Below are 18005 nucleotides of genomic sequence, written 5' to 3'. Positions count from 1 at the left end.
TTGTTAGGCTCAGTGAGCCATCAACGATACTCGGCCAGAGTCTTATTTAAGTCAATGAAAGCAAAGGAAAACAAAATGTTTTCATTGGATAAATTATGAAGTTTATTTTTTAATTTATGAGGGTAGAAGTGCTAACAGATAGAAAAAAGATAATATTGAGTCATATTTTTCAATACCTTACATCAACACCCCCAGATCAAGTAAATTGGACAAGAGCTATCCAATCTCGCTATTTCTACACCTAAGCGTGATCTTGGTCACATATAAATTGGAAAAAATTGCGCACTATTCTGTTACCAAACCGCACTCGTCACAAAAAAAACTATTCATTTACCAAATAAAAACATTGTTTACCAACTCGACAATATTGCTGTAAGAATAAAACGAAGATGGCTGCACAAATTACCAGCAAACCTTTATAAAGTTAATTTATAGAGACAAAAAAACCCCCGTTAGGGGGCTTTATAAGATGGCAATATATTAGAGGTCAACGTTTTTACGTTTAGCCTCATCTCGAACATATCCTTCCCAGCTTTTGGCTGTTTTGGCTGTTTCTTTAAATTTAGCTGCCAAACGAAGTTGTTGAATAGCCGGTAAATACTTGTGCTTGAAAAAGTAAGCCTGCGCGAGAGACAGGTGTACTTGACCAGGCTCAGGCAATTTGCCTGCTTTGATAGCCTCATTAAAGGCTTCAATAGCACGGTCAAAGTCTTCTTTTTCAATCAAGAGATTACCTTGCTTAAGGTAATCCTTGCCGTTATCACTCAACTTGGCCGCTTTACCATAATAAGCAATTGCCTTGTCCAGCTCTTTAGCATTCCGCCACGTGTTAGCCAAAGTAGAGTAAGCTTTTTCATCAGCAGGGATAATACCCGCCTTGATAAACTTCTCCTGGATTATGGCTGACTTGTACGGAATATCCTGGTTAGCATACAGCTGTGCCAGCACTTTACCTTCGTTTTCCTTTTTCAGGAAACCTTGCTTGTAAGCCAAGGCGTAAGTTGCCAGTGCATTATCCGTCTGATTAAGCAGCATGTAGCTTTGTGAAAGCTGCATCCACCACTGCTTTTCTTTCGGATCAAGATGTACCAGGGTCTTCAATACCGGTACCATTTGGGCGTATTGCTTGCGCTCATAGAACGCACCCAGCTTAAGAATATAGGGATTCTTGTTAGGCTCTTTGTACATGGCAATCGCTTTATCAGCATATTCCACGACTTTATTGAGCTCTTTCAGCTGGTAGTAAGCTTGCGCCATCAAGGTATAGACGTCAGCACTGGCTTTGCCGGAAAAGTCCATCCATTTATTCAGGTAAGTCAGCGATTCCCGCCACTTTTCCTTCTGCTGCAGCATCTGCCCAACCTGACGCAAAACACTTTCCTGCTCGGTCTGGTTCAGCGCATTCATATCCGCAGCTTCTTTCAGGTATTGCAGGGATTTATCCCACTTATCCTGATAGTAATAGATGGTTCCAATGAAACGCTTCACATACGCTTTGTCATAGTCACTACGAGGTGACAGATCCTGCACAATATTGAGCGCATCCTGGTACTTTGCCTTTTCGAACAGATCATAAGCCTTGCCTATTGAGCGCCCCATCGATTCCGACAGAGCAACTGACTTACGCTTAGGCACCTGTTTGACCTGAACGACAACGTCCTTGGCTAAAGCCAACTGCGGAAGGCTGGCAACACTGACCAAGGCCAGCATCGCCAGTAAAGAAGAGAGTGCTTTCTTCATCTTCATTACTTATTACCCTCCAGCTTAAAGTCAAGCTGTACAGTCAAACCCGGTTGCTTAACCGGCTTACCGTCAACAATTTTCGGCTTGTATTTCCATTTGGCCAGTGCACGTTTAGCAGCACGGTCAAAAATACGCTTTGGCTTGGCGTCGATCACTTCGATGTTTTCAACACCACCGACTTCATTAATGGTAAAGCTCAAGCGCACCCAGCCTTCACGACCATCACGAGCCGCTTCGATAGGATACTTGGGATCCATCCGGAAAATCGGTGTTGCTTCTCCGTCTTGACCACCCATACCACCAATGCCAGGACGACCACCAATACCTGGGCCATTACCACGAGCGGCGAAATCGATCTTGGGCATGTCCAGAGGCTGCATTTGTGTCTGCGGCTTGGTCTGATCATTGTTGATCGCTTTCGTCATTCGCGGCGGCTGCTCCGGCGGCGGCGGCGGCTTAGGAAGTTGCCGAGGCTTCTGCTGGGGCGGCGTATCCTGCTTGTTCACAGCAATATCGATTGTCGGAGCTTCCGAAGTATCGGGGTTGCGCTTGGCACCCCCCGAAATCAGATAAGCCATGAACCAAAACAGGAAGAAGGTGACGACAATCCCCAGCAATACACTTGCTATGGATCTAGCCATATTAACTCCCGGTCTTAGCAGCCAACGAGATCTTATCGATACCCGCCGCTTTAACTTGGTCCATTACTGCAACAACAACACCGTTCTTCGCATCCTTATCCGCCTGGATAACAACAGAAGATTCAGGTTGTTCAGCCAGCATCCGCTCAACGTTGGCGCGAACACGCTTAACGTCGACATTACGTTTTTCCATGAAAACGTCGCCATTGGCATTAATAGCGATAAAGATATTGGCTGATTTCTTCTTGGTGGCCGTGGCCGCGGTTGGGCGGTTCACGTCAATACCTGACTCTTTTACAAAAGAGGTGGTCACGATGAAGAAGATCAACATGATGAAGACGATGTCGAGCATCGGCGTCATGTCGATACTAGCTTCTTCTTCCTGCCGTACACGTTTACGTGCCATAGCTACTCTCTCTTAGTGGTGCGGCATGCTATCGACAATGCGATGGCTTGCAACTTTAACCTTGGCTTCCAGACGGGAGCTGAAGAACACACCGGACAATGCTGCCACCATACCGGCCATAGTCGGAATGGTTGCCATTGAAATACCGGATGCCATCAACCGGGGGTTACCCGTACCCGTATTCGCCATGATCTCGAACACATGCACCATACCGGTTACTGTGCCCAACAGACCCATCAGCGGACATACCGCAACCAGAGTCTTGATCAGTTGCATGCGCGCGTTCAACTTTTCATTGGCTTGGGAAATCCAGGCCTCACGGATTCTATGCGCGTACCACGATGTGGTGTCTTCACGAGCGTTCCACTTGCCTACTACATTCTTAAGCAGCTTAGGAAAAACACCGCTCAAGTACATGTAACGCTCGATCATCAGAACCCACATAACGAACAATACGAGGGCTAGCCAGTAGAGGACTATGCCCCCCGTATTCATAAAATCCCTGACAGATTCCCAGAGCTCTATCAGGAAGAGCATCATTACTTAGACTCCTTCTCCGCGTGCTCAGCGATAATACCGGTAGCTTGTTCCTCAACGAGGTGGATAAGCGTTTGGCTACGTGAGTACACGATGGAGTGCAGGAAGATCAACGGCAGTGCAGCAACCAGACCCAGAACGGTTGTAACCAGAGCCATGGAGATACCACCAGCCATGATTTTCGGGTCACCAGTACCAAACAGAGTGATGGACTGGAAGGTACCGATCATACCGGTAACAGTACCCAGCAGACCCAGCAACGGTGCAACAGCAGCCAGAACCTTGATGATGGATACCCCACGTTCAATACGCGGCGTTTCCTTCAAAATGGCTTCATCCAGCTTCAGTTCCAGGGTTTCTACGTCAACGTTACGGTTGTTTTCGTAAACCTTCAGGATACGACCCAGCGGGTTATTGTCAGACGGAGTGTCAGACTTGATTTGCTTGCGAATAGCAGCACTCATACCGCCCAGTACAATCAGACGCTCGATAACAATCAGCAGGCCCAGTGCCAGTACACCAGTGATGATGTAACCAACAGTGCCACCCTGGTTGTAACGTTCCATCAGCGTCACTTTCTTAGTCAGCAGAGACAAGATGGTGCCACGTGAAGGGTCGATATACAGCGGGGAGTAACCAGACTTGTTCTGCTCATAGTTAACAACAGAGTCAACCATGTAAGACTCAGGCTGGCGAGACAGTACAGCAATAGTACCTTTGCCGTTGTCGCCTTCAGGATTGAAAGTCAGGTAACCGTCTTTGTTCAGCAGGTTGAACGCACCAATGCGGGTTACCTGCATTTCTTTGGTTTCACCGTCTTTGGTGATGACTTTGGCAGGGAAAGTAACAATCTCGCCGGAGGCAGTCATTTCCTTCTGAAGTGCAAACCACAGGTCTTCAAGCTCCTTCATTTCCGGCAGCTTTTTAGACTCGGCAAGTTTACCCATTTCCACATCACGGCCCGGATACTGAGCAGAGATAACGGAAGTCTGGAAACGTGAACGGGCATCGCCAGCAACCTGACGTACAACACCGAACATCTCACCCATGTTACCGACCGCCAGGGTCAGCTTTTCTTCCATCTCAGCCAGCTTTTTCTCGTTGGCAGAGAATTGCGCAGCCAGATCAGCACTACGTTGCTGCTCGGCTTTCAGCTCAGCTTTAGCTTTGTTCAGCAGAGCTTGCTTGTCAGCGCGCTCAGACAGGAATTCCTGCTCGCGTTGCTTATTGATTTTCTCGTCAGACAGACGATCCTGTTGCACCTGCTTAAGCAGCTGCTCCAGAGTTTTAGCCTGGGGGGCTGCAGCCATCACCGGCTGAACGCTCAGCATCAGACCCGCAGCCAGGGCTACGCTCTTCAATACGGTTTTCATTCTGCAGACTCCGGTGCTTCGATAGGCAGTTTGATGAGGTTCGGGGCAGCCTGGTTGCGGGCCATTTTCACAGCTTCGCGTACGGAAGTGACGTATTTGTCACCCAGTTTTTCCCAATCCTTCTTCTCTTTGTTCCAGAACCAGGCATTTTCCTGATCCAGTGACAATGCCAGATAGGCAATACGGCCGATGTGAACAAAGTCGACTTGCAGATCTTTACCATCGATTTTCAGAACACCCTGAGTCGCTTCACTTTTCGAACCGTACTCAAGCTCATCCTGATAAGCAGCGGTGATTTGACGATAACGCTCAGAAGTCGCAATGGAAGAGTCTTCCATCATGGCTTTCAGATGAGCGACACGATCTTCACGCTCTTTAAGGTCAAAAGGCATATCCAACTTCACGAACTCGGCAAGAGAGTCGATCATCTTGTACATCAGCGGCACAACGCCTTGCTGAGTCTTGGTGATGTTTGCCAGCTGTTCGTTGTAGCTGTTCATCTCGCCTTCCTGACTTTGAATCAGCTTAGCGACATGCTCATCATATACTTTCAGGTTGTCAGTTTGCGCAACAGTGGAGCGGTAATCGGCCACCATTTCGCGGGTCTGATCTGAAAGTTTGTCAATTTTGGCTTGTGAAGCCGCGGCGGCGTCATTTGTTGTTTTCTCAACGTTCTGAGAAGAGACAAGAGGATCGGCCGCATGGGCGGCACTACCGGCGAACATGAAAGCACCGGCAAGGGCCGCAGCGAGAGTGCTTCTCTTGCTTAGTCTGGACATAGTTCCCAACCAACGTCTTATCGTTATCGAAACCTGATTGCTCAGCAATGCAGGATGTTAAGGACTGCAACATCAAAGACTACGCTCCGACGCTACACCAGCCACGGATGATTCCAGATATGTCAAAGTGTGTCAACTAAGCTAAAAGACTTCTCTAAGCCGCTCCCTCGCTCTGAAGTAAACAAAAAAACATTAATTATCATCAAGATAGATCACTTAATGTTTCTAATTGTCAAACAACTCCCTATCACTAGCCCTTCTTCAGATGTGAGATGTACATCTTTTTCCATGCACATTGATGCTTTATCAAACACTGCTGTGATTTCAGATAGTCGTTCCTTGGTAACGACTGCTGTTAGCAGGTCATCTAGGCGATGGCAATGGCCGCTGATACCCTCGAGGTAGTCAGCCACAACTTTCTTGGCCTGCTGACGTCCCGTGGGATTAGACAGTAATTGATACGCTAGGGCTGGGAAGCCTGAATCACCAAAGGCTTCCATATCTGTGTCGGCAAGTAACCGAGCCTGATGATTCATCTCTTGTCTGATTTGCATTATAGCTTGAGGGTTGCTCCCCCAGATTTTAACGAGCCTAGCGAGCGTATCGAACAACCCACCAGCCTGTTGCATTTTCGACAACATCATACGCAATCGTTGGTTGCGCTGAACAATCACGGATTCGGGAATATGACAAACAAACGAGCAAACCCCACCCGGCATAAGGACACGCTTAATCTCTTTAACTGTCTCTTGTAGAGGGCAGTACTCAAAGCCGAATTGCGATACCACTTTATACACCGATAGACTGTCAAAAGGCATTTCTGTTGCAGATATGCCACTATGAAAGTAGCAATTTTTTTCTTCGATGGAATTACAAGGAATAGATAAATCTGCTTGGTCAATCCCTTCATATCCTCCCAAGAATCCTAGCGGATTAATCATTTCCCAAATCGCCCCATTACCACAGCCTATATCAACGAGAGTTTGGTCGGGTTTAAGATCCTTTGTTATCAGCCACCAATGATTCCGTACATTATTATCATAGCCAAGTCCATCTTCTGCATCACCAAAAGAGCTCAAATGACCGGCAGACCAATACTCACTCCAATAATCTCCCATGTTATCTCCCTCAAAAAAAAGGGCCGATGTAATCGGCCCTTTTAATTAATCCAACTAAGATTAGAAACTTAGCTGATAACTAATGCGATAATCCCGACCGAAGTTGTTGTACAGATCTTGATTATCCCAAGTGCCAGCAGAGCTCAACACAGGAGCCTTATTGGCAAGGTTATTGACAGTAAATGAGAACTGTCCGTATGAACCAGCATCATAGGTATAGGTAACATTCTGAATAAACCAGCTATCCAGCTTACCTTTATGTGTCCAGTAACCAGTTCCCGGGATCGGATTACCTGCAGTATCTTCCTGATACTTAAGCGTATCCTGGTCGTTTGTTTTAGCCGTATAGTTACCGTTCCACGTAACGGTGTGGTTACCATTGGTGTAAAGCAATGTCAGGGTAGACTTGTACTTAGGCTGACCATTCCAACCCGCTGTATTTTCGAGAATCCCACCTTGATCTGTTTCATATTTAAATATGAAACTATTCATCATACGAAGGCCGAAGTCACCGAAGCGGGTGTCCAGGTTACCATTGATACCAAAGTCTAAACCTTTGATATTGAAACCTACACCATTGTAGTAGCCAGTACCCGCCTGAATCAGGGTGCCGGTTGCTCCTCGAATGAGGTAATACTTCATGTTGGAGACATCAGTTCCCTGCGGAACAGCAGTCAACTTCCCATTAGCTTCATCTGTAATAAGATCTTGAACAGACTTAGTTTGAATTACGTTTTTAATTTTCAAATCAAAATAATCAAGAGTAAACCCGATATTTCGATTCAAATCGTAAGCCAAACCCAAGTTGGTGTATTTAGAGGTCTCAGCTTCCAAGTTAGGATTAGACTTATAGTAGGTGTCGAACTGTTGTTGCGTTGTCCCACCATTATTAAAGTCAATGGCATATTCAGCACTGAAGGTTGTAGCTGCATACAACTCATCCAAAGATGGGGCCCGGAAGGCCTCTGAGTATGAACCTCGTGCTACCAAACCATCAGCCAGCTGCCAACGGAAAGAGGCTTTTGGTGACCACTCATTACCAAAGTCAGAATAGCTATCGTAGCGAGCAGCTAAGTTAAGCTCAAAGCTATCAGTGACAGGCAAAACAGTCTCGTAGAAGAAAGCATCGATATTGCGAGTTCCACGAGATGTATTACCTGCAGAACCACCAACCAAGCCGGCTTCGGACTGGGCATCGTATACATCACCATAGCTCAGCTCCATACGCTCTGCGCCAAAGTAATGAGAAACAACACCGCCAGGCAGCTCGAACATATCAAAGCCGATACCAGCGTAGTACTGGTCCATAATCCCTTTAGAGTTCTGCAGAGTCGTAGCCTTCATATTAGCCAGGCCTTCTGCTGAGCCTAAGTCGATACCGTTTTGCTCGTTGTAAGCCAAACCACCATAGCTTAAATAGTACTCACCAACAGATTTGTTATCGGCGTCGTTACGATGGTAATAAACTTCCCAGTTAGCATTGTGCCAATCAAGGGTACCACGCAGACCGGTCAAGTAATCCTGGTTAACATCAGTGACGTTGTTGTCACGAGTACCGATACCTGTCCAACGGAAGAAACCATAAGCACCATCAACACCGTAAGGGTTATCAGGATTGTCAGCAGACATATTACGCCACGGCGCCGCTGGCGGGGCATATCGACCAAAGGATTTATTGATCGTAACCATGCTACGGCCATACCACTGAATGTCATCAGTGATGTTGTAGTTGGCATTTACATAAACAGTATTGCGGTCAAGAGAGGCTGTGTTGTATGAAACGTTCGCATATGCGTACATACAGTAAGTGGAGCCTGGGCCCCAGTCATCATCAGCAGCGACTTTCTGGAATACATCAGAACCATATTGAGCTTCTAGCTGGCTACAACGCGGAGATGCCTGAGCTTCGGAGAAAGTTGGAGTGGCAACTGTGGCACCATAAATAGACCAACCGGAAGTTTCGGTGTAAGCCTGAATAATGCCATCGCCATTGCGGTCAACCATTTTGGCTTTGGTGTAGTCACGTTGGCCGTCAGCAATACCCTTACGCATCTGGTGATCAAAGGAGAATGTAATGTTCCCTTTATCATTAGATACACCGCCCAACATGGAAAATTCATTCGACGTTTGGCCTTTATCTAACTGGCGGTGTCCAGTGCCATAGTTAAATACCAAACCCTGGAAGTTTTTCTTCAGGATGATATTCACTACACCAGCAATGGCATCAGAACCATAGGTGGAAGACGCACCATCAGTCAAAATTTCAATGCGGTCTACGGCAGCCATGGGGATAGCATTCAAGTTTGCCGATGCCCCACCCATCGTTGGGGAGCCTGGGAAACGTTTGCCGTCCAGCAGCACAAGAGTACGGCTTGAACCTGCTCCACGCAGGTTAATGGTTGCCTGAGATTGAGCTGAGCTACCAGAGCGCTCAGAAAAAGAACCAAACGAGTTTAAAGTACTGCTGCGCAATGCATCAGCGACAGTAAAGTTACCATCTTGCTTGATATTATCAGCAGAAATCACCACAACAGGTGAAGCCCCCTGCATATCGGAACGCTTGATACGTGAACCGGTAACTTCGATACGCTCTACGTTTTTGGCATCTTTGCCATTGTCGTCGGCAGCATAGGTTGGCACTGCCGTAATGGCAGCCGCACCGGCACTGGCCAGCAGTGCCCAGCGAACAGAGTTCGCCAACAGACTATTGCGATACATAGTTTTCTCCCTGGACCATTTACATGGCTTCTTGTTGCGTAACCTGACGTTACCGCCAAGCTACTGGTTTGTGGGTTAAACCCAACCGTCGGAGCCACTATAAACACAGCCATTAACAACAGTCAACAATGCCTTCACAGATACAAAGGATAGTTATACGGCGATTTACAGGCTTCATTCATCAGTCATACAGAGCACTGGCAACGTTAACACTTGTGATATGCCAAATTATCGTCGCGATCTATCAGTCATGATCACGTAAACTGCACGCTTTGTTTCGTAATTGGTTTTGTCACTTTGCTCTCTGACACCATCAAGCAACAGATCCAAGCCCTGTATCGCCAATTAGCTCAACTACAGCCGCAGTTTCGGGTACGGCCGGGCCAAAAACAGCTGATTGCCAAGATTGCCAATGTGCTGGCTGGCAGTGAGCACCGCCAGCAACGGTTACTGATGGCAGAGGCCGGTACCGGCACCGGTAAGTCACTGGCATACCTATTGGGTGCGCTGCCTTTGGCCCGCGCCCATAAAAGAAAAGTGGTACTTGCTACCGCCACCGTGGCCTTGCAAGAGCAGCTCTTGCATAAAGATTTGACGCAACTCACCGCAGCTGGCTTTAACGTTAACGTCAGGTTGATAAAAGGCCGCCAGCGCTACGCCTGTCAACACAAGCTGGCTGGCGCCAGCAGCCAAAGTAGCCTTTTTGACGATGACAAAACGCTCAATGACATGGCGCAGGCCATGGTAGCTGGCCAGTGGGATGGTGAACGCGACAGCTGGCCTCGGGCTGTTTCTGATGCACTGTGGCGACACATTGAGAGTGACCGGTTAAGTTGCCAGGGCAAAGGGCACCATGACTGCCCTTACTGGCGCAGCCGCCAGGACGCTGACAAAGTCGAGGTTTGGATTGCTAACCACCATCTGCTGCTAAGCGATCTGGCCCAGGGCGGCGGTACTCTGCTGCCCGAGCCGGAAGACTGTATTTACATTATCGATGAAGCGCACCACCTGGCGGCCAATGCCCGCTCATTACTGGAACAGCACAGCCGCTTACTTGCAGATAAGGAATGGCTTAGTAAGTTACCCGGCAACCTTGAACAGTTACAAACACTGGTACAGCAGCAGTCATTGATCGGCCCGGCGATGGCGGCCAGTGACTGTGCGCAGGAACTGGCCGGCGGGCAGCAGAGCGTTTATCAGTGGCTGGGCAAACAAGGCTGGCCGCCGGAGCACCGTTTTTCACAAGGGCAATTGCCAGACTGGTTACAGGCTGTCGCTGAAGATCAACACGCCACCGCTCAAAAGCTCAACGGCAAGTTGCAGCAGCTACTGGGTCAGTTGGCTGATGAACCGGCCCTGCAAAGCCACAGTTTACTGGAACAACTACTGACCGCCGTCGACGGCGCCGAGCGGCTGCAAAAGCTCTGGGGCGCCCTGGCAAAAACAGAAGGCACGCCCTGGGCAAAATGGCTACTGCAAACAGACCGTGAGATCACCCTCAGCGCCGCGCCTATTGATGTTTCCGGGCAATTGCAGCAGTTATGGCAGCATTCGGCAGGTGCCGTGTTAGTGTCGGCAACCTTGCGTGGCAATAAAGGTTTCGAGCATGCGGCCCGGGAAACCGGCCTGCACCGAATGCCAGGCTGCCAGTACCTGACGGTACCCTCGCCTTTTGACTACCCTCGTCAGGGGCAGTTGATCGTGCCGGCGATGGCGGCTGAACCCAGTGACGAGCACTTTACCGATGAGCTGGCCAAGGTGCTCAGGAACTGGCTCCCCGCCGATGCCGCCTCACTGGTGCTGTTTGCCAGTTACTGGCAAATGGAGGCCGTTGCTGAGCAACTGGCCGGCAAGTTGCCCGTAGCGCCGTTAATACAAGGCCGTGACAATCGTCAGGCTATGCTCAAAGCCCATGCACTGCGCGTCAACGCTGGTCAGGGCTCGATTTTGTTTGGCACCGGCTCTTTCGCAGAAGGGCTCGACCTTAAAGGCCCGCTATTAACCAACCTGGTCATCACCAAGTTACCTTTTGCGGTACCAACCGACCCGATAAGCCAAGCAAAAGCGGAGTTTATTGAATCTCAGGGCGGTAATGCGTTTGTCAGCCTGACACTGCCGGAAGCCACTCAGAAGCTGGTGCAGGCGGCAGGCCGGTTGATCCGCTCCGAGCAGGATCAGGGCCGCATTGTGCTGCTGGACCGCCGCATCGTCAGCCGCCGCTATGGCCGCCAGCTGCTGGCCGCCCTCCCCCCTTTTCATCAAGAGATCCACCATGACTGATGCCTTGTTATGGCTACCGCTAGTAGCCTTTGCTGCCGGTTTTATTGATGCCATCGCCGGTGGTGGCGGATTACTGACCGTACCGGCATTGCTCAGTGCCGGCCTGCCACCACACCTGGCCCTCGGCACCAATAAACTGGCGGCTACCTTCGGCTCTTCTACTGCCGCTTTTACGTTTTATCGTAAGCGCCTGTTTCAACCACAACACTGGCAGGTGGCGGCGCTGGCCACCGCCATTGGCGCCGTGCTTGGCGTCCTGGTGATAAGCCACCTGGACGCCCGCTGGCTGGAAAAGCTGTTGCCGCTTTTGATTGGCGCCACAGCCCTTTACACCTTATTGATGCCCACCCCTGCCATCACCGTTGGCCAACCCCCGGCCCCGGCGCCGGCTTTGCGTCAGGGCCTGCAAGGCTTACTGCTCGGCGCTTACGATGGCGGCTTCGGCCCAGGCACCGGCGCCTTTTGGACAGTCTCCAACCTCTGGTTGCATCGGCTAGATATGTTGCGCGCCAGTGGCTTGGCCCGAGCCATGAATTTTATTTCTAATGGTGTATCACTGGTCACGTTTGCCTGGTTGGGTCATATTCACTGGCAGCTGGGGCTGGCTATGGGTGTTGCCCTGATGGCCGGCGCTTATCTGGGCGCGCACAGTGCGATACGCTTTGGTGGCCGCTTTATCCGGCCCGTCTTTATTCTGGTGGTGATGCTGATGGCAACGAAACTGGCCTGGGAGGCTTGGCTGTGAGCCTGGAGGCCCTACAACAACAGCTGCAAAAGCTCCGTAATGATGCCGCCGCCGCCGACCAGCAACGAGCCCGGCAGGGGCAACTGGCCAAAGCGCCGCATCGGCCGTTATTTCCCCCGGGGTTATTTCACCAGCAGGGCCGCGCCTTCTTGCCTTATATTGAGGAAATGGCCGACGAGCTGGCGGCCTTGCAGGCGCAGCAATCACAGCTCAGCAGCCGCGCCCTGGCCGTACGCATGGAGCATTTTGGCGACCAGTTTGCCGCCATGGTCAGAGCCATTCGCCAGCATCAGCTCACTGACCAGACCGGCCGCGCCGTGCATCCGCAACTACGGGCCGTGGTTGGCCGTTACCGGCCGCTTTATGACAAACTCAAGCAGTACCGTGAATTTGAACAGCGGCTGGCTGGGCGGGTTGACGAACTGAACCGTCAGCCACGGCTGACACTGGCACAGCAGGACGATTTACTGCGTCAGTATCAACGGCTCGGTAAATGCCGCCAGGCAATCACTGAACTGGAAGAGCGGCTCGATACCCTGGAAGCCGCCTGGAGGCAATAATGCGTATTTGGGCTTTACTGTTACTGGCCAGTTTCTCCGGTAGTGCCGCAACGTTGCAGTTGCAACACGGTATTGAGATCAGCAGTATTGACGGCCACGCCGTCAGCCCAAAACAAGCCTACCAGCTTGCCGATGGAGCCCACCGGTTAACCCTGAGCGTACAGCAGCTGATTGACGACGGTCAGGCAGCCCCCGCCCGGCTGCACTTACCCAAGCACCAGCTACACATTACGCTACAGGAACAAGAACAATACCTTCTGGTGTTGCCACAGCTTGGCAGCGCGGATGAGCGCCGACGTTTTATCAGTGCCCCCTACTTTCTGCTCAGTGACAGCCGGGAACACATTATCAAGGTGCCGGCGTTCAATACCGATGCCAAGGTGCCAGCCCGGCGTTTGCCAGCAGCTAACCTGGCCGAGCAAAAATTGCATTACTGGTGGCAGCGAGCGGATGCCAAAACCCGTGCCCGTTTCAAAGCCTGGCTAAGCAAGCAGTAATATGCTGCCACTGGTTTACCACCCTAGTTACAGCTTTGCGCTGCCGGCTAACCACCGCTTCCCGGTGGGCAAGTACGCTCGCCTGAAGTCGGCTTTAACGACAGATCTGGCTGACATCAACCACCGCTATTTCAGTGCTGATGCCGACAGCAGCTACCCGCTGCGCTGGCATTGCCCCGACTACGCCCACGGTTTTATTCACCAGCAATTGCCCAGCAACATGGTCCGGCGAATTGGCTTTCCGATGAGTGCCGCGCTCATCGAACGCACCCTGGCAGCCAACAAAGGCACCTTACTCACGGCCGAACTGGCTCTTAAGCACGGCTTGGCCTTGCATCTGTCCGGTGGTTACCACCACGCGCATTTTGCTCAAGGCGGTGGTTTTTGTATTTTCAACGACCTCGCCATGGCCGCTCAGCAATTGGTTGCTGACGGCAAAGCCCGCCGGGTGCTGATCATCGACTGTGACGTGCATCAAGGCGACGGCACAGCCACCATGCTGGCCCGCCACCCCGATTGCATCACCCTGTCGGTTCACGCCGAGCGCAATTACCCGGCCAGAAAGCCCGACTCGGATATGGATATCGCCCTGCCCAATGGTACTGACGACAACGCTTATCTCAGCGCCCTGAGCGACAGCGTGGAACTGGCACTGCGTTTTTACCAGCCGGATCTGGTGCTCTATGACGCTGGGGTCGATGTGCATGCCGATGATGAGCTGGGGCATTTTGCTTTGTCCAGCCATGCCCTACTGGCCCGAGACAAATACGTGCTGGGCGCCTGCCAGCAACGGGATATTGCCGTCGCGGCGGTCATTGGCGGTGGTTATCAGCGGGACTTGCAGGCGGTGGTCAATCTACACCGCCTGCTTTTTAAAGCGGCAGCTACCCTCAACCCAGACTAAAGCCCAGTTTGCGCTTCACGGCTTCCGGCAGTGGCGGCAAGGCGTGCTTGGGTAACAGGTAAGTCGAAATCGCGTATAAATCCTTGAACAGGCGATTAGCCTCGGTATTGCGGCGCAGGTAGTCGCCACCGCTGGAGCCGCCAGTACCGATTTTTGACCCCAGCATCCGCTGCACCATCAACACGTGGCGATAACGCCAGGCGGTAAACAGCTCATCAATTTCCATCAAGGTCGTCAGTAACTGAAATGGCAGATGGAACAGCGGCTCATCGCGGTACAGGTTAATGAACAGCGCTGACATCATCGCCCGGTGGCTCAGGGTTAACTGGCCGTCGTCCAGCAGGCGCTGGTAGTGGCTGTCATCAAACAGGGCGGTAAAGCGGGCACGGGTGGCATCCAGATCGTCCAGCTGGCTTTTCAGGGTGTCGCCGCTGAAGTTGGCGCGGATAATCGCCTCGTCAGAGTCGAGCATCTCATCAGCGCCGCGGCGGTAGTGCTCCCAAAAAGCAAAACCGTCAAACTCCAGTAACGGCAGACGAGCCAACCAGCGGTCAAGCTGGCAGGTCAGGGTTTCTTCTTTTTCCAGCGCCAGTAGGTATGCCCGGTCCTGGTCGTTGAGCCGCGCCAGGAAAAACTGCCGGTCGGCCTCAGTACGCTGACTACGACGCAGCCCCAAGCGAACCTCCAGCTCTTTGAACTGAATGGACTGAAAGCCCGAGGCCGGCACTAAGTAGTCCCGAAACTCGAGAAAATCCTGGGGCGACATGGTTTCCAGCACACTGATCTGGTCATTGATGAGCTTTTGAATGGCGGTAAAGCGCTTGAGCCGATGCACCACGGTGGCCAGGGCTTCGTCATTCAATACATCGCCTTTGAACTGGGCCATGATCGAGTTCAGTTCATGCAGTAGCTGCTTGAACCACAGCTCATAAGCCTGGTGGGTGATGATAAACAGCATTTCATCGTGAGCGGGGTGGCCGTGTTTGTCGCTTTCCGGCGCCTGGGCATCGAGCAGTTTGTGCAACTGCAGGTAGTCGCCGTAATAGCAGGCCTGGGTATTTTTTCGCATAGCGTTATTATCTGCCTGATAAGGGTACCGGCAGAAGGCTACGTCAGGGGAGCAATAAGGGCAAGGAAGGTGGCTCCCTCTCCAGCCGCACCCCGGCACACGAGTCACCTGCTGTGGCTGCTTCCTTCCGGACCTGACCAGGTTCACAGGGTATCGTTGCGAGGGGACCGAAGAGGTCGCCGAGCGTCATTATCCATATCCACCCGCCAGCCAGCAACCGCCAATGCGCCAACTGCGCAGAAAAACAACGGCTGGCGCACATCGCGCCGGCTCACTATGGTTAAGGTAATCGCTTTACCGAGCAGGCTTATATGGACTTACCGCCACCCCAACAGCAGTTAAAAATCTGCGTTGCCAAAGCCGCCCTGGACTTTAAACTGGCCAGTTCACTGCTGTGGGCCATCATCCGCGCCGAAGGCGGTAAAAAAGGCAGCATCAATAAAAACAGCAACGGCACCGTAGATTTAGGTGTTGCCCAAATCAACTCTGTGCACATCAAACCGCTGCAACGGTTCTACCCGGGGTTAACCCGCCAAAAGCTGGCCAACGACACCTGCCTTAACGTTCACGTTGCGGCGCGGCTATTGCACCAGCAGCTGGTTGCCACCCAGGGCGATATCTGGGAAGCGGTCGGCCGTTACCATTCCCGTACCGACCAGTACAAAAGCCGCTACCAGCAACGGGTAGTCCGCTACTGGCTGGAAGCCTCCAAGAAAAGTCCATGATCTGCTACCCTGTGGCGGTTTTTATCATCAACAGCCGCCATGCAACCACTTATCTACCGCCCGCCGACCGGGCCTTTATCGGTACTTTTCGCTGACGAGCAACTGGTTGTGGTCAACAAGCCCCCCGGATTGCTGTCGGTGCCCGGGCGGGCACCGGAACACCAGGACTCGGTAGTTGCCCGGCTGCGCCAGCAGCACCCTTATGTTGAAGCCGTGCACCGGCTCGACATGGACACCTCCGGGGTGCTGGTATGCGCCCTGAACAAAAGCGCCGAGCGGCATCTCAAAGGGCAGTTTCAGGCGCGACAAACCCATAAAGGCTACCAGGCTCTCATTTGGGGTGCCCCCGAGGCGCTTTCCGGGCAGGTGGATTTACCGCTTATCTGTGACTGGCCCAACCGGCCGCGGCAAAAGGTCTGCCACCAGGAAGGTAAAGCGGCGCTGACCCACTACAAGGTGACAGAACAGACCGACACCTACAGCCGGGTAGAAATGACACCGGTTACCGGCCGTTCACACCAATTGCGGGTGCACATGCAGGCACTGGGTTGCCCCATTCTGGGGGACCGTTTCTACGCCCACGAGCAGGCATTGGCTGCCGCAGGCAGGCTGATGCTGCACGCCCACTGGTTAACGCTCAGCCACCCGGTCAGTGGTGAAAAAATGCGCCTTGAGGCTCCCCTGCCGTTTTGAGCAGTTGCACTGGGCAGGCATTACTCGCACCATACAGAGCAATGTCCCGCAACAGGATGCCACCATGACCTACCAGTCTTTTCAGCCACCGCGGCGTATTTTGATGGGGCCTGGCCCCTCTGATGTTTATCCGGAAGTGTTGCTGGCCCAAAGCCGGCCGGCCATTGGTCACCTTGACCCGTTGTTTGTGGCCATGATGGATGAGCTCAAAGCCTTGCTGCAATATGCCTTTCAGACCGACAACGCCATGACTTTAGCCCTCTCGGCGCCCGGCAGCGCCGGCATGGAAGCTTGCTTTGTTAACCTGGTCGAGCCGGGCGAGAAGGTAATTGTCTGCGTCAACGGTGTATTTGGCGGCCGCATGCTGGAAAACATCAAGCGTATTGGCGCCAAGCCGGTGGTGGTCAACACCACCTGGGGGCGCGCGGTTGATGTGGAGGCTGTCAAAGCCGCCATTGCCGCACACCCGGATGCCCGCTTTCTGGCATTTGTGCATGCAGAAACCTCTACCGGAGCCCTATCCGATGCGCAGGCACTTTGCGCCGTGGCAAAAAATGCCGGGTTGCTGACCATTGTCGATGCCGTCACCTCTCTTGGCGGTGTGCCGGTAAAAGTCGATGAATGGGGCATTGATGCAATTTATTCTGGCAGCCAGAAATGCCTGTCTTGTGTGCCGGGGCTGTCGCCGGTGAGCTTTAGCCCGGATGCCGTCGACAAGCTGCAAAACCGAAAGACCCCGGTACAAAGCTGGTTCCTCGATCAGAGCCTGGTCATGGGTTACTGGCAAGGGGACGGTAAGCGCAGCTATCACCACACCGCGCCAGTCAATACCCTCTATGCCCTGCATGAAGCCTTGTTGCACCTGTATCACGAAGGGCTTGAGGCCAGTTGGCAACGCCACCAGCAGATGCACCAGTTACTGGCAGCAGGCTTGGCTGAGCTGGGCCTTGAGTTCATCGTGCCCGAAGGGGAACGCTTGCCACAACTGAACACGGTTACCTTGCCGGCAGGTGTGGATGACGCCGCAGTGCGCCGCCAGCTACTGGAGCAGTACAACCTGGAAATCGGCGCTGGCCTTGGCGATCTGGCCGGTAAAGCCTGGCGTATTGGCCTGATGGGCTTCGGCGCCCGCCGGGAAAATGTCGCCCTGTGCCTGGCAGCCTTAAAGGACGTACTCGGTAAATAAAAGTACATGTCCGAAAATGGCGAGCCAGCCC

At 52.2% G+C, this 18005-nt stretch carries 17 protein-coding genes and 1 other RNA gene; 8 read left to right on the top strand and 10 right to left on the bottom strand.

From position 1 onward, the window contains the following. Window positions 1-480: 480 nt before the first annotated feature. The 8 genes from WDB70_RS03860 to WDB70_RS03825 all read right to left on the bottom strand — a co-directional run bounded on the left by WDB70_RS03860 (window position 481) and on the right by WDB70_RS03825 (window position 9315). Window positions 481-1740 (bottom strand): tetratricopeptide repeat protein, encoded by a 1260-nt coding sequence (locus WDB70_RS03860; RefSeq protein ID WP_406666801.1) that lies wholly within the window; start codon window positions 1738-1740, stop codon window positions 481-483. Window positions 1741-1745: 5 nt separating this feature from the next. Further along, window positions 1746-2384: an energy transducer TonB gene (locus WDB70_RS03855; protein ID WP_406666799.1), complete on the bottom strand. Its 639-nt coding sequence runs from the start codon at window positions 2382-2384 to the stop codon at window positions 1746-1748. Between the two features lies 1 nt (window position 2385). Then, a complete protein-coding gene (locus WDB70_RS03850; RefSeq protein ID WP_406666797.1) occupies window positions 2386-2790 on the bottom strand; it encodes an ExbD/TolR family protein in 405 nt (134 codons plus the stop codon). A gap of 12 nt (window positions 2791-2802) precedes the next feature. After that, the gene (locus WDB70_RS03845) at window positions 2803-3330 is read right to left on the bottom strand and encodes a MotA/TolQ/ExbB proton channel family protein (RefSeq protein WP_406666795.1); all 528 of its coding nucleotides are present in this window, start codon (window positions 3328-3330) and stop codon (window positions 2803-2805) included. Then, complete coding sequence (locus tag WDB70_RS03840) at window positions 3330-4700, bottom strand: MotA/TolQ/ExbB proton channel family protein (protein ID WP_406666793.1); 1371 nt, start codon at window positions 4698-4700, stop codon at window positions 3330-3332. The genes WDB70_RS03845 and WDB70_RS03840 overlap by 1 nt, the downstream gene beginning before the upstream one ends. Continuing rightward, entirely contained in the window at window positions 4697-5479 is a 783-nt protein-coding gene (locus WDB70_RS03835; RefSeq protein WP_406666791.1) for a DUF3450 domain-containing protein, read from the bottom strand. Before WDB70_RS03835 ends, WDB70_RS03840 begins: the two co-directional genes overlap by 4 nt. A gap of 212 nt (window positions 5480-5691) precedes the next feature. Further along, window positions 5692-6597, bottom strand: coding sequence for a class I SAM-dependent methyltransferase (locus WDB70_RS03830; protein WP_406666789.1), 906 nt, complete (start codon window positions 6595-6597; stop codon window positions 5692-5694). 60 nt (window positions 6598-6657) lie between these two features. Beyond that, window positions 6658-9315 carry a TonB-dependent receptor domain-containing protein gene (locus tag WDB70_RS03825; protein ID WP_406666787.1) on the bottom strand — a complete coding sequence of 886 codons (2658 nt, stop codon included), beginning with the start codon at window positions 9313-9315 and terminating at the stop codon, window positions 6658-6660. A 297-nt stretch (window positions 9316-9612) separates the two neighbouring features. Here WDB70_RS03825 and dinG point away from each other — a divergent pair, with 297 nt between their 5' ends. From dinG to WDB70_RS03800, 5 genes are read left to right on the top strand one after another with little or no spacing between them, the layout of a single operon-like run. Further along, entirely contained in the window at window positions 9613-11595 is a 1983-nt protein-coding gene (gene dinG / locus WDB70_RS03820) for an ATP-dependent DNA helicase DinG (protein WP_406666785.1), read from the top strand. Next, window positions 11588-12340, top strand: a complete 753-nt coding sequence (locus WDB70_RS03815) for a sulfite exporter TauE/SafE family protein (protein WP_406666783.1) — start codon at window positions 11588-11590, stop codon at window positions 12338-12340. Before dinG ends, WDB70_RS03815 begins: the two co-directional genes overlap by 8 nt. Continuing rightward, a complete protein-coding gene (gene priC / locus WDB70_RS03810) occupies window positions 12337-12900 on the top strand; it encodes a primosomal replication protein PriC (RefSeq protein ID WP_406666781.1) in 564 nt (187 codons plus the stop codon). The genes WDB70_RS03815 and priC overlap by 4 nt, the downstream gene beginning before the upstream one ends. Beyond that, the gene (locus WDB70_RS03805; protein WP_406666779.1) at window positions 12900-13397 is read left to right on the top strand and encodes a DUF2057 family protein; all 498 of its coding nucleotides are present in this window, start codon (window positions 12900-12902) and stop codon (window positions 13395-13397) included. Before priC ends, WDB70_RS03805 begins: the two co-directional genes overlap by 1 nt. Before the next feature lies 1 nt (window position 13398). Continuing rightward, window positions 13399-14301: a histone deacetylase gene (locus WDB70_RS03800; protein WP_406666777.1), complete on the top strand. Its 903-nt coding sequence runs from the start codon at window positions 13399-13401 to the stop codon at window positions 14299-14301. Here the strand turns inward: WDB70_RS03800 and WDB70_RS03795 are convergent. Together WDB70_RS03795 and ffs are read right to left on the bottom strand one after the other, a co-directional pair. Then, window positions 14288-15370 carry a tryptophan 2,3-dioxygenase family protein gene (locus WDB70_RS03795; protein ID WP_406666775.1) on the bottom strand — a complete coding sequence of 361 codons (1083 nt, stop codon included), beginning with the start codon at window positions 15368-15370 and terminating at the stop codon, window positions 14288-14290. The genes WDB70_RS03800 and WDB70_RS03795 overlap by 14 nt on opposite strands. A 76-nt stretch (window positions 15371-15446) precedes the next feature. Beyond that, window positions 15447-15543, bottom strand: an RNA gene (gene ffs, locus WDB70_RS03790) — signal recognition particle sRNA small type. A 138-nt stretch (window positions 15544-15681) separates the two neighbouring features. On the opposite strand from ffs, the gene WDB70_RS03785 reads away from it, so the two are divergent. From WDB70_RS03785 to WDB70_RS03775, 3 genes are all read left to right on the top strand, one after another. Further along, complete coding sequence (locus WDB70_RS03785) at window positions 15682-16095, top strand: lytic transglycosylase domain-containing protein (protein WP_406666773.1); 414 nt, start codon at window positions 15682-15684, stop codon at window positions 16093-16095. A gap of 39 nt (window positions 16096-16134) precedes the next feature. Continuing rightward, the gene (gene rluA / locus WDB70_RS03780; protein WP_406666771.1) at window positions 16135-16788 is read left to right on the top strand and encodes a bifunctional tRNA pseudouridine(32) synthase/23S rRNA pseudouridine(746) synthase RluA; all 654 of its coding nucleotides are present in this window, start codon (window positions 16135-16137) and stop codon (window positions 16786-16788) included. Between the two features lie 64 nt (window positions 16789-16852). Next, window positions 16853-17974 (top strand): pyridoxal-phosphate-dependent aminotransferase family protein, encoded by a 1122-nt coding sequence (locus tag WDB70_RS03775; protein ID WP_406666769.1) that lies wholly within the window; start codon window positions 16853-16855, stop codon window positions 17972-17974. Window positions 17975-18005 lie beyond the last annotated feature (31 nt).

The organism is Gallaecimonas aegicerasi (assembly GCF_045291545.1).
GTDB lineage: Bacteria > Pseudomonadota > Gammaproteobacteria > Enterobacterales > Gallaecimonadaceae > Gallaecimonas.
The sequence above is the reverse complement of the archived record's forward strand: the minus strand, read 5'-3'. Positions and strand labels throughout refer to the sequence as shown.

Bases quoted from the DNA above. Each gene is read 5' to 3' on its own strand.
- WDB70_RS03860 (WP_406666801.1), bottom strand. From the start codon at position 1,740: ATGAAGAAAGCACTCTCTTCTTTACTGGCGATGCTGGCCTTGGTCAGT.
- WDB70_RS03855 (WP_406666799.1), bottom strand. From the start codon at position 2,384: ATGGCTAGATCCATAGCAAGTGTATTGCTGGGGATTGTCGTCACCTTC.
- WDB70_RS03850 (WP_406666797.1), bottom strand. From the start codon at position 2,790: ATGGCACGTAAACGTGTACGGCAGGAAGAAGAAGCTAGTATCGACATG.
- WDB70_RS03845 (WP_406666795.1), bottom strand. From the start codon at position 3,330: ATGATGCTCTTCCTGATAGAGCTCTGGGAATCTGTCAGGGATTTTATG.
- WDB70_RS03840 (WP_406666793.1), bottom strand. From the start codon at position 4,700: ATGAAAACCGTATTGAAGAGCGTAGCCCTGGCTGCGGGTCTGATGCTG.
- WDB70_RS03835 (WP_406666791.1), bottom strand. From the start codon at position 5,479: ATGTCCAGACTAAGCAAGAGAAGCACTCTCGCTGCGGCCCTTGCCGGT.
- WDB70_RS03830 (WP_406666789.1), bottom strand. From the start codon at position 6,597: ATGGGAGATTATTGGAGTGAGTATTGGTCTGCCGGTCATTTGAGCTCT.
- WDB70_RS03825 (WP_406666787.1), bottom strand. From the start codon at position 9,315: ATGTATCGCAATAGTCTGTTGGCGAACTCTGTTCGCTGGGCACTGCTG.
- WDB70_RS03815 (WP_406666783.1), top strand. From the start codon at position 11,588: ATGACTGATGCCTTGTTATGGCTACCGCTAGTAGCCTTTGCTGCCGGT.
- WDB70_RS03805 (WP_406666779.1), top strand. From the start codon at position 12,900: ATGCGTATTTGGGCTTTACTGTTACTGGCCAGTTTCTCCGGTAGTGCC.
- WDB70_RS03800 (WP_406666777.1), top strand. From the start codon at position 13,399: ATGCTGCCACTGGTTTACCACCCTAGTTACAGCTTTGCGCTGCCGGCT.
- WDB70_RS03795 (WP_406666775.1), bottom strand. From the start codon at position 15,370: ATGCGAAAAAATACCCAGGCCTGCTATTACGGCGACTACCTGCAGTTG.
- WDB70_RS03785 (WP_406666773.1), top strand. From the start codon at position 15,682: ATGGACTTACCGCCACCCCAACAGCAGTTAAAAATCTGCGTTGCCAAA.
- rluA (WP_406666771.1), top strand. From the start codon at position 16,135: ATGCAACCACTTATCTACCGCCCGCCGACCGGGCCTTTATCGGTACTT.
- WDB70_RS03775 (WP_406666769.1), top strand. From the start codon at position 16,853: ATGACCTACCAGTCTTTTCAGCCACCGCGGCGTATTTTGATGGGGCCT.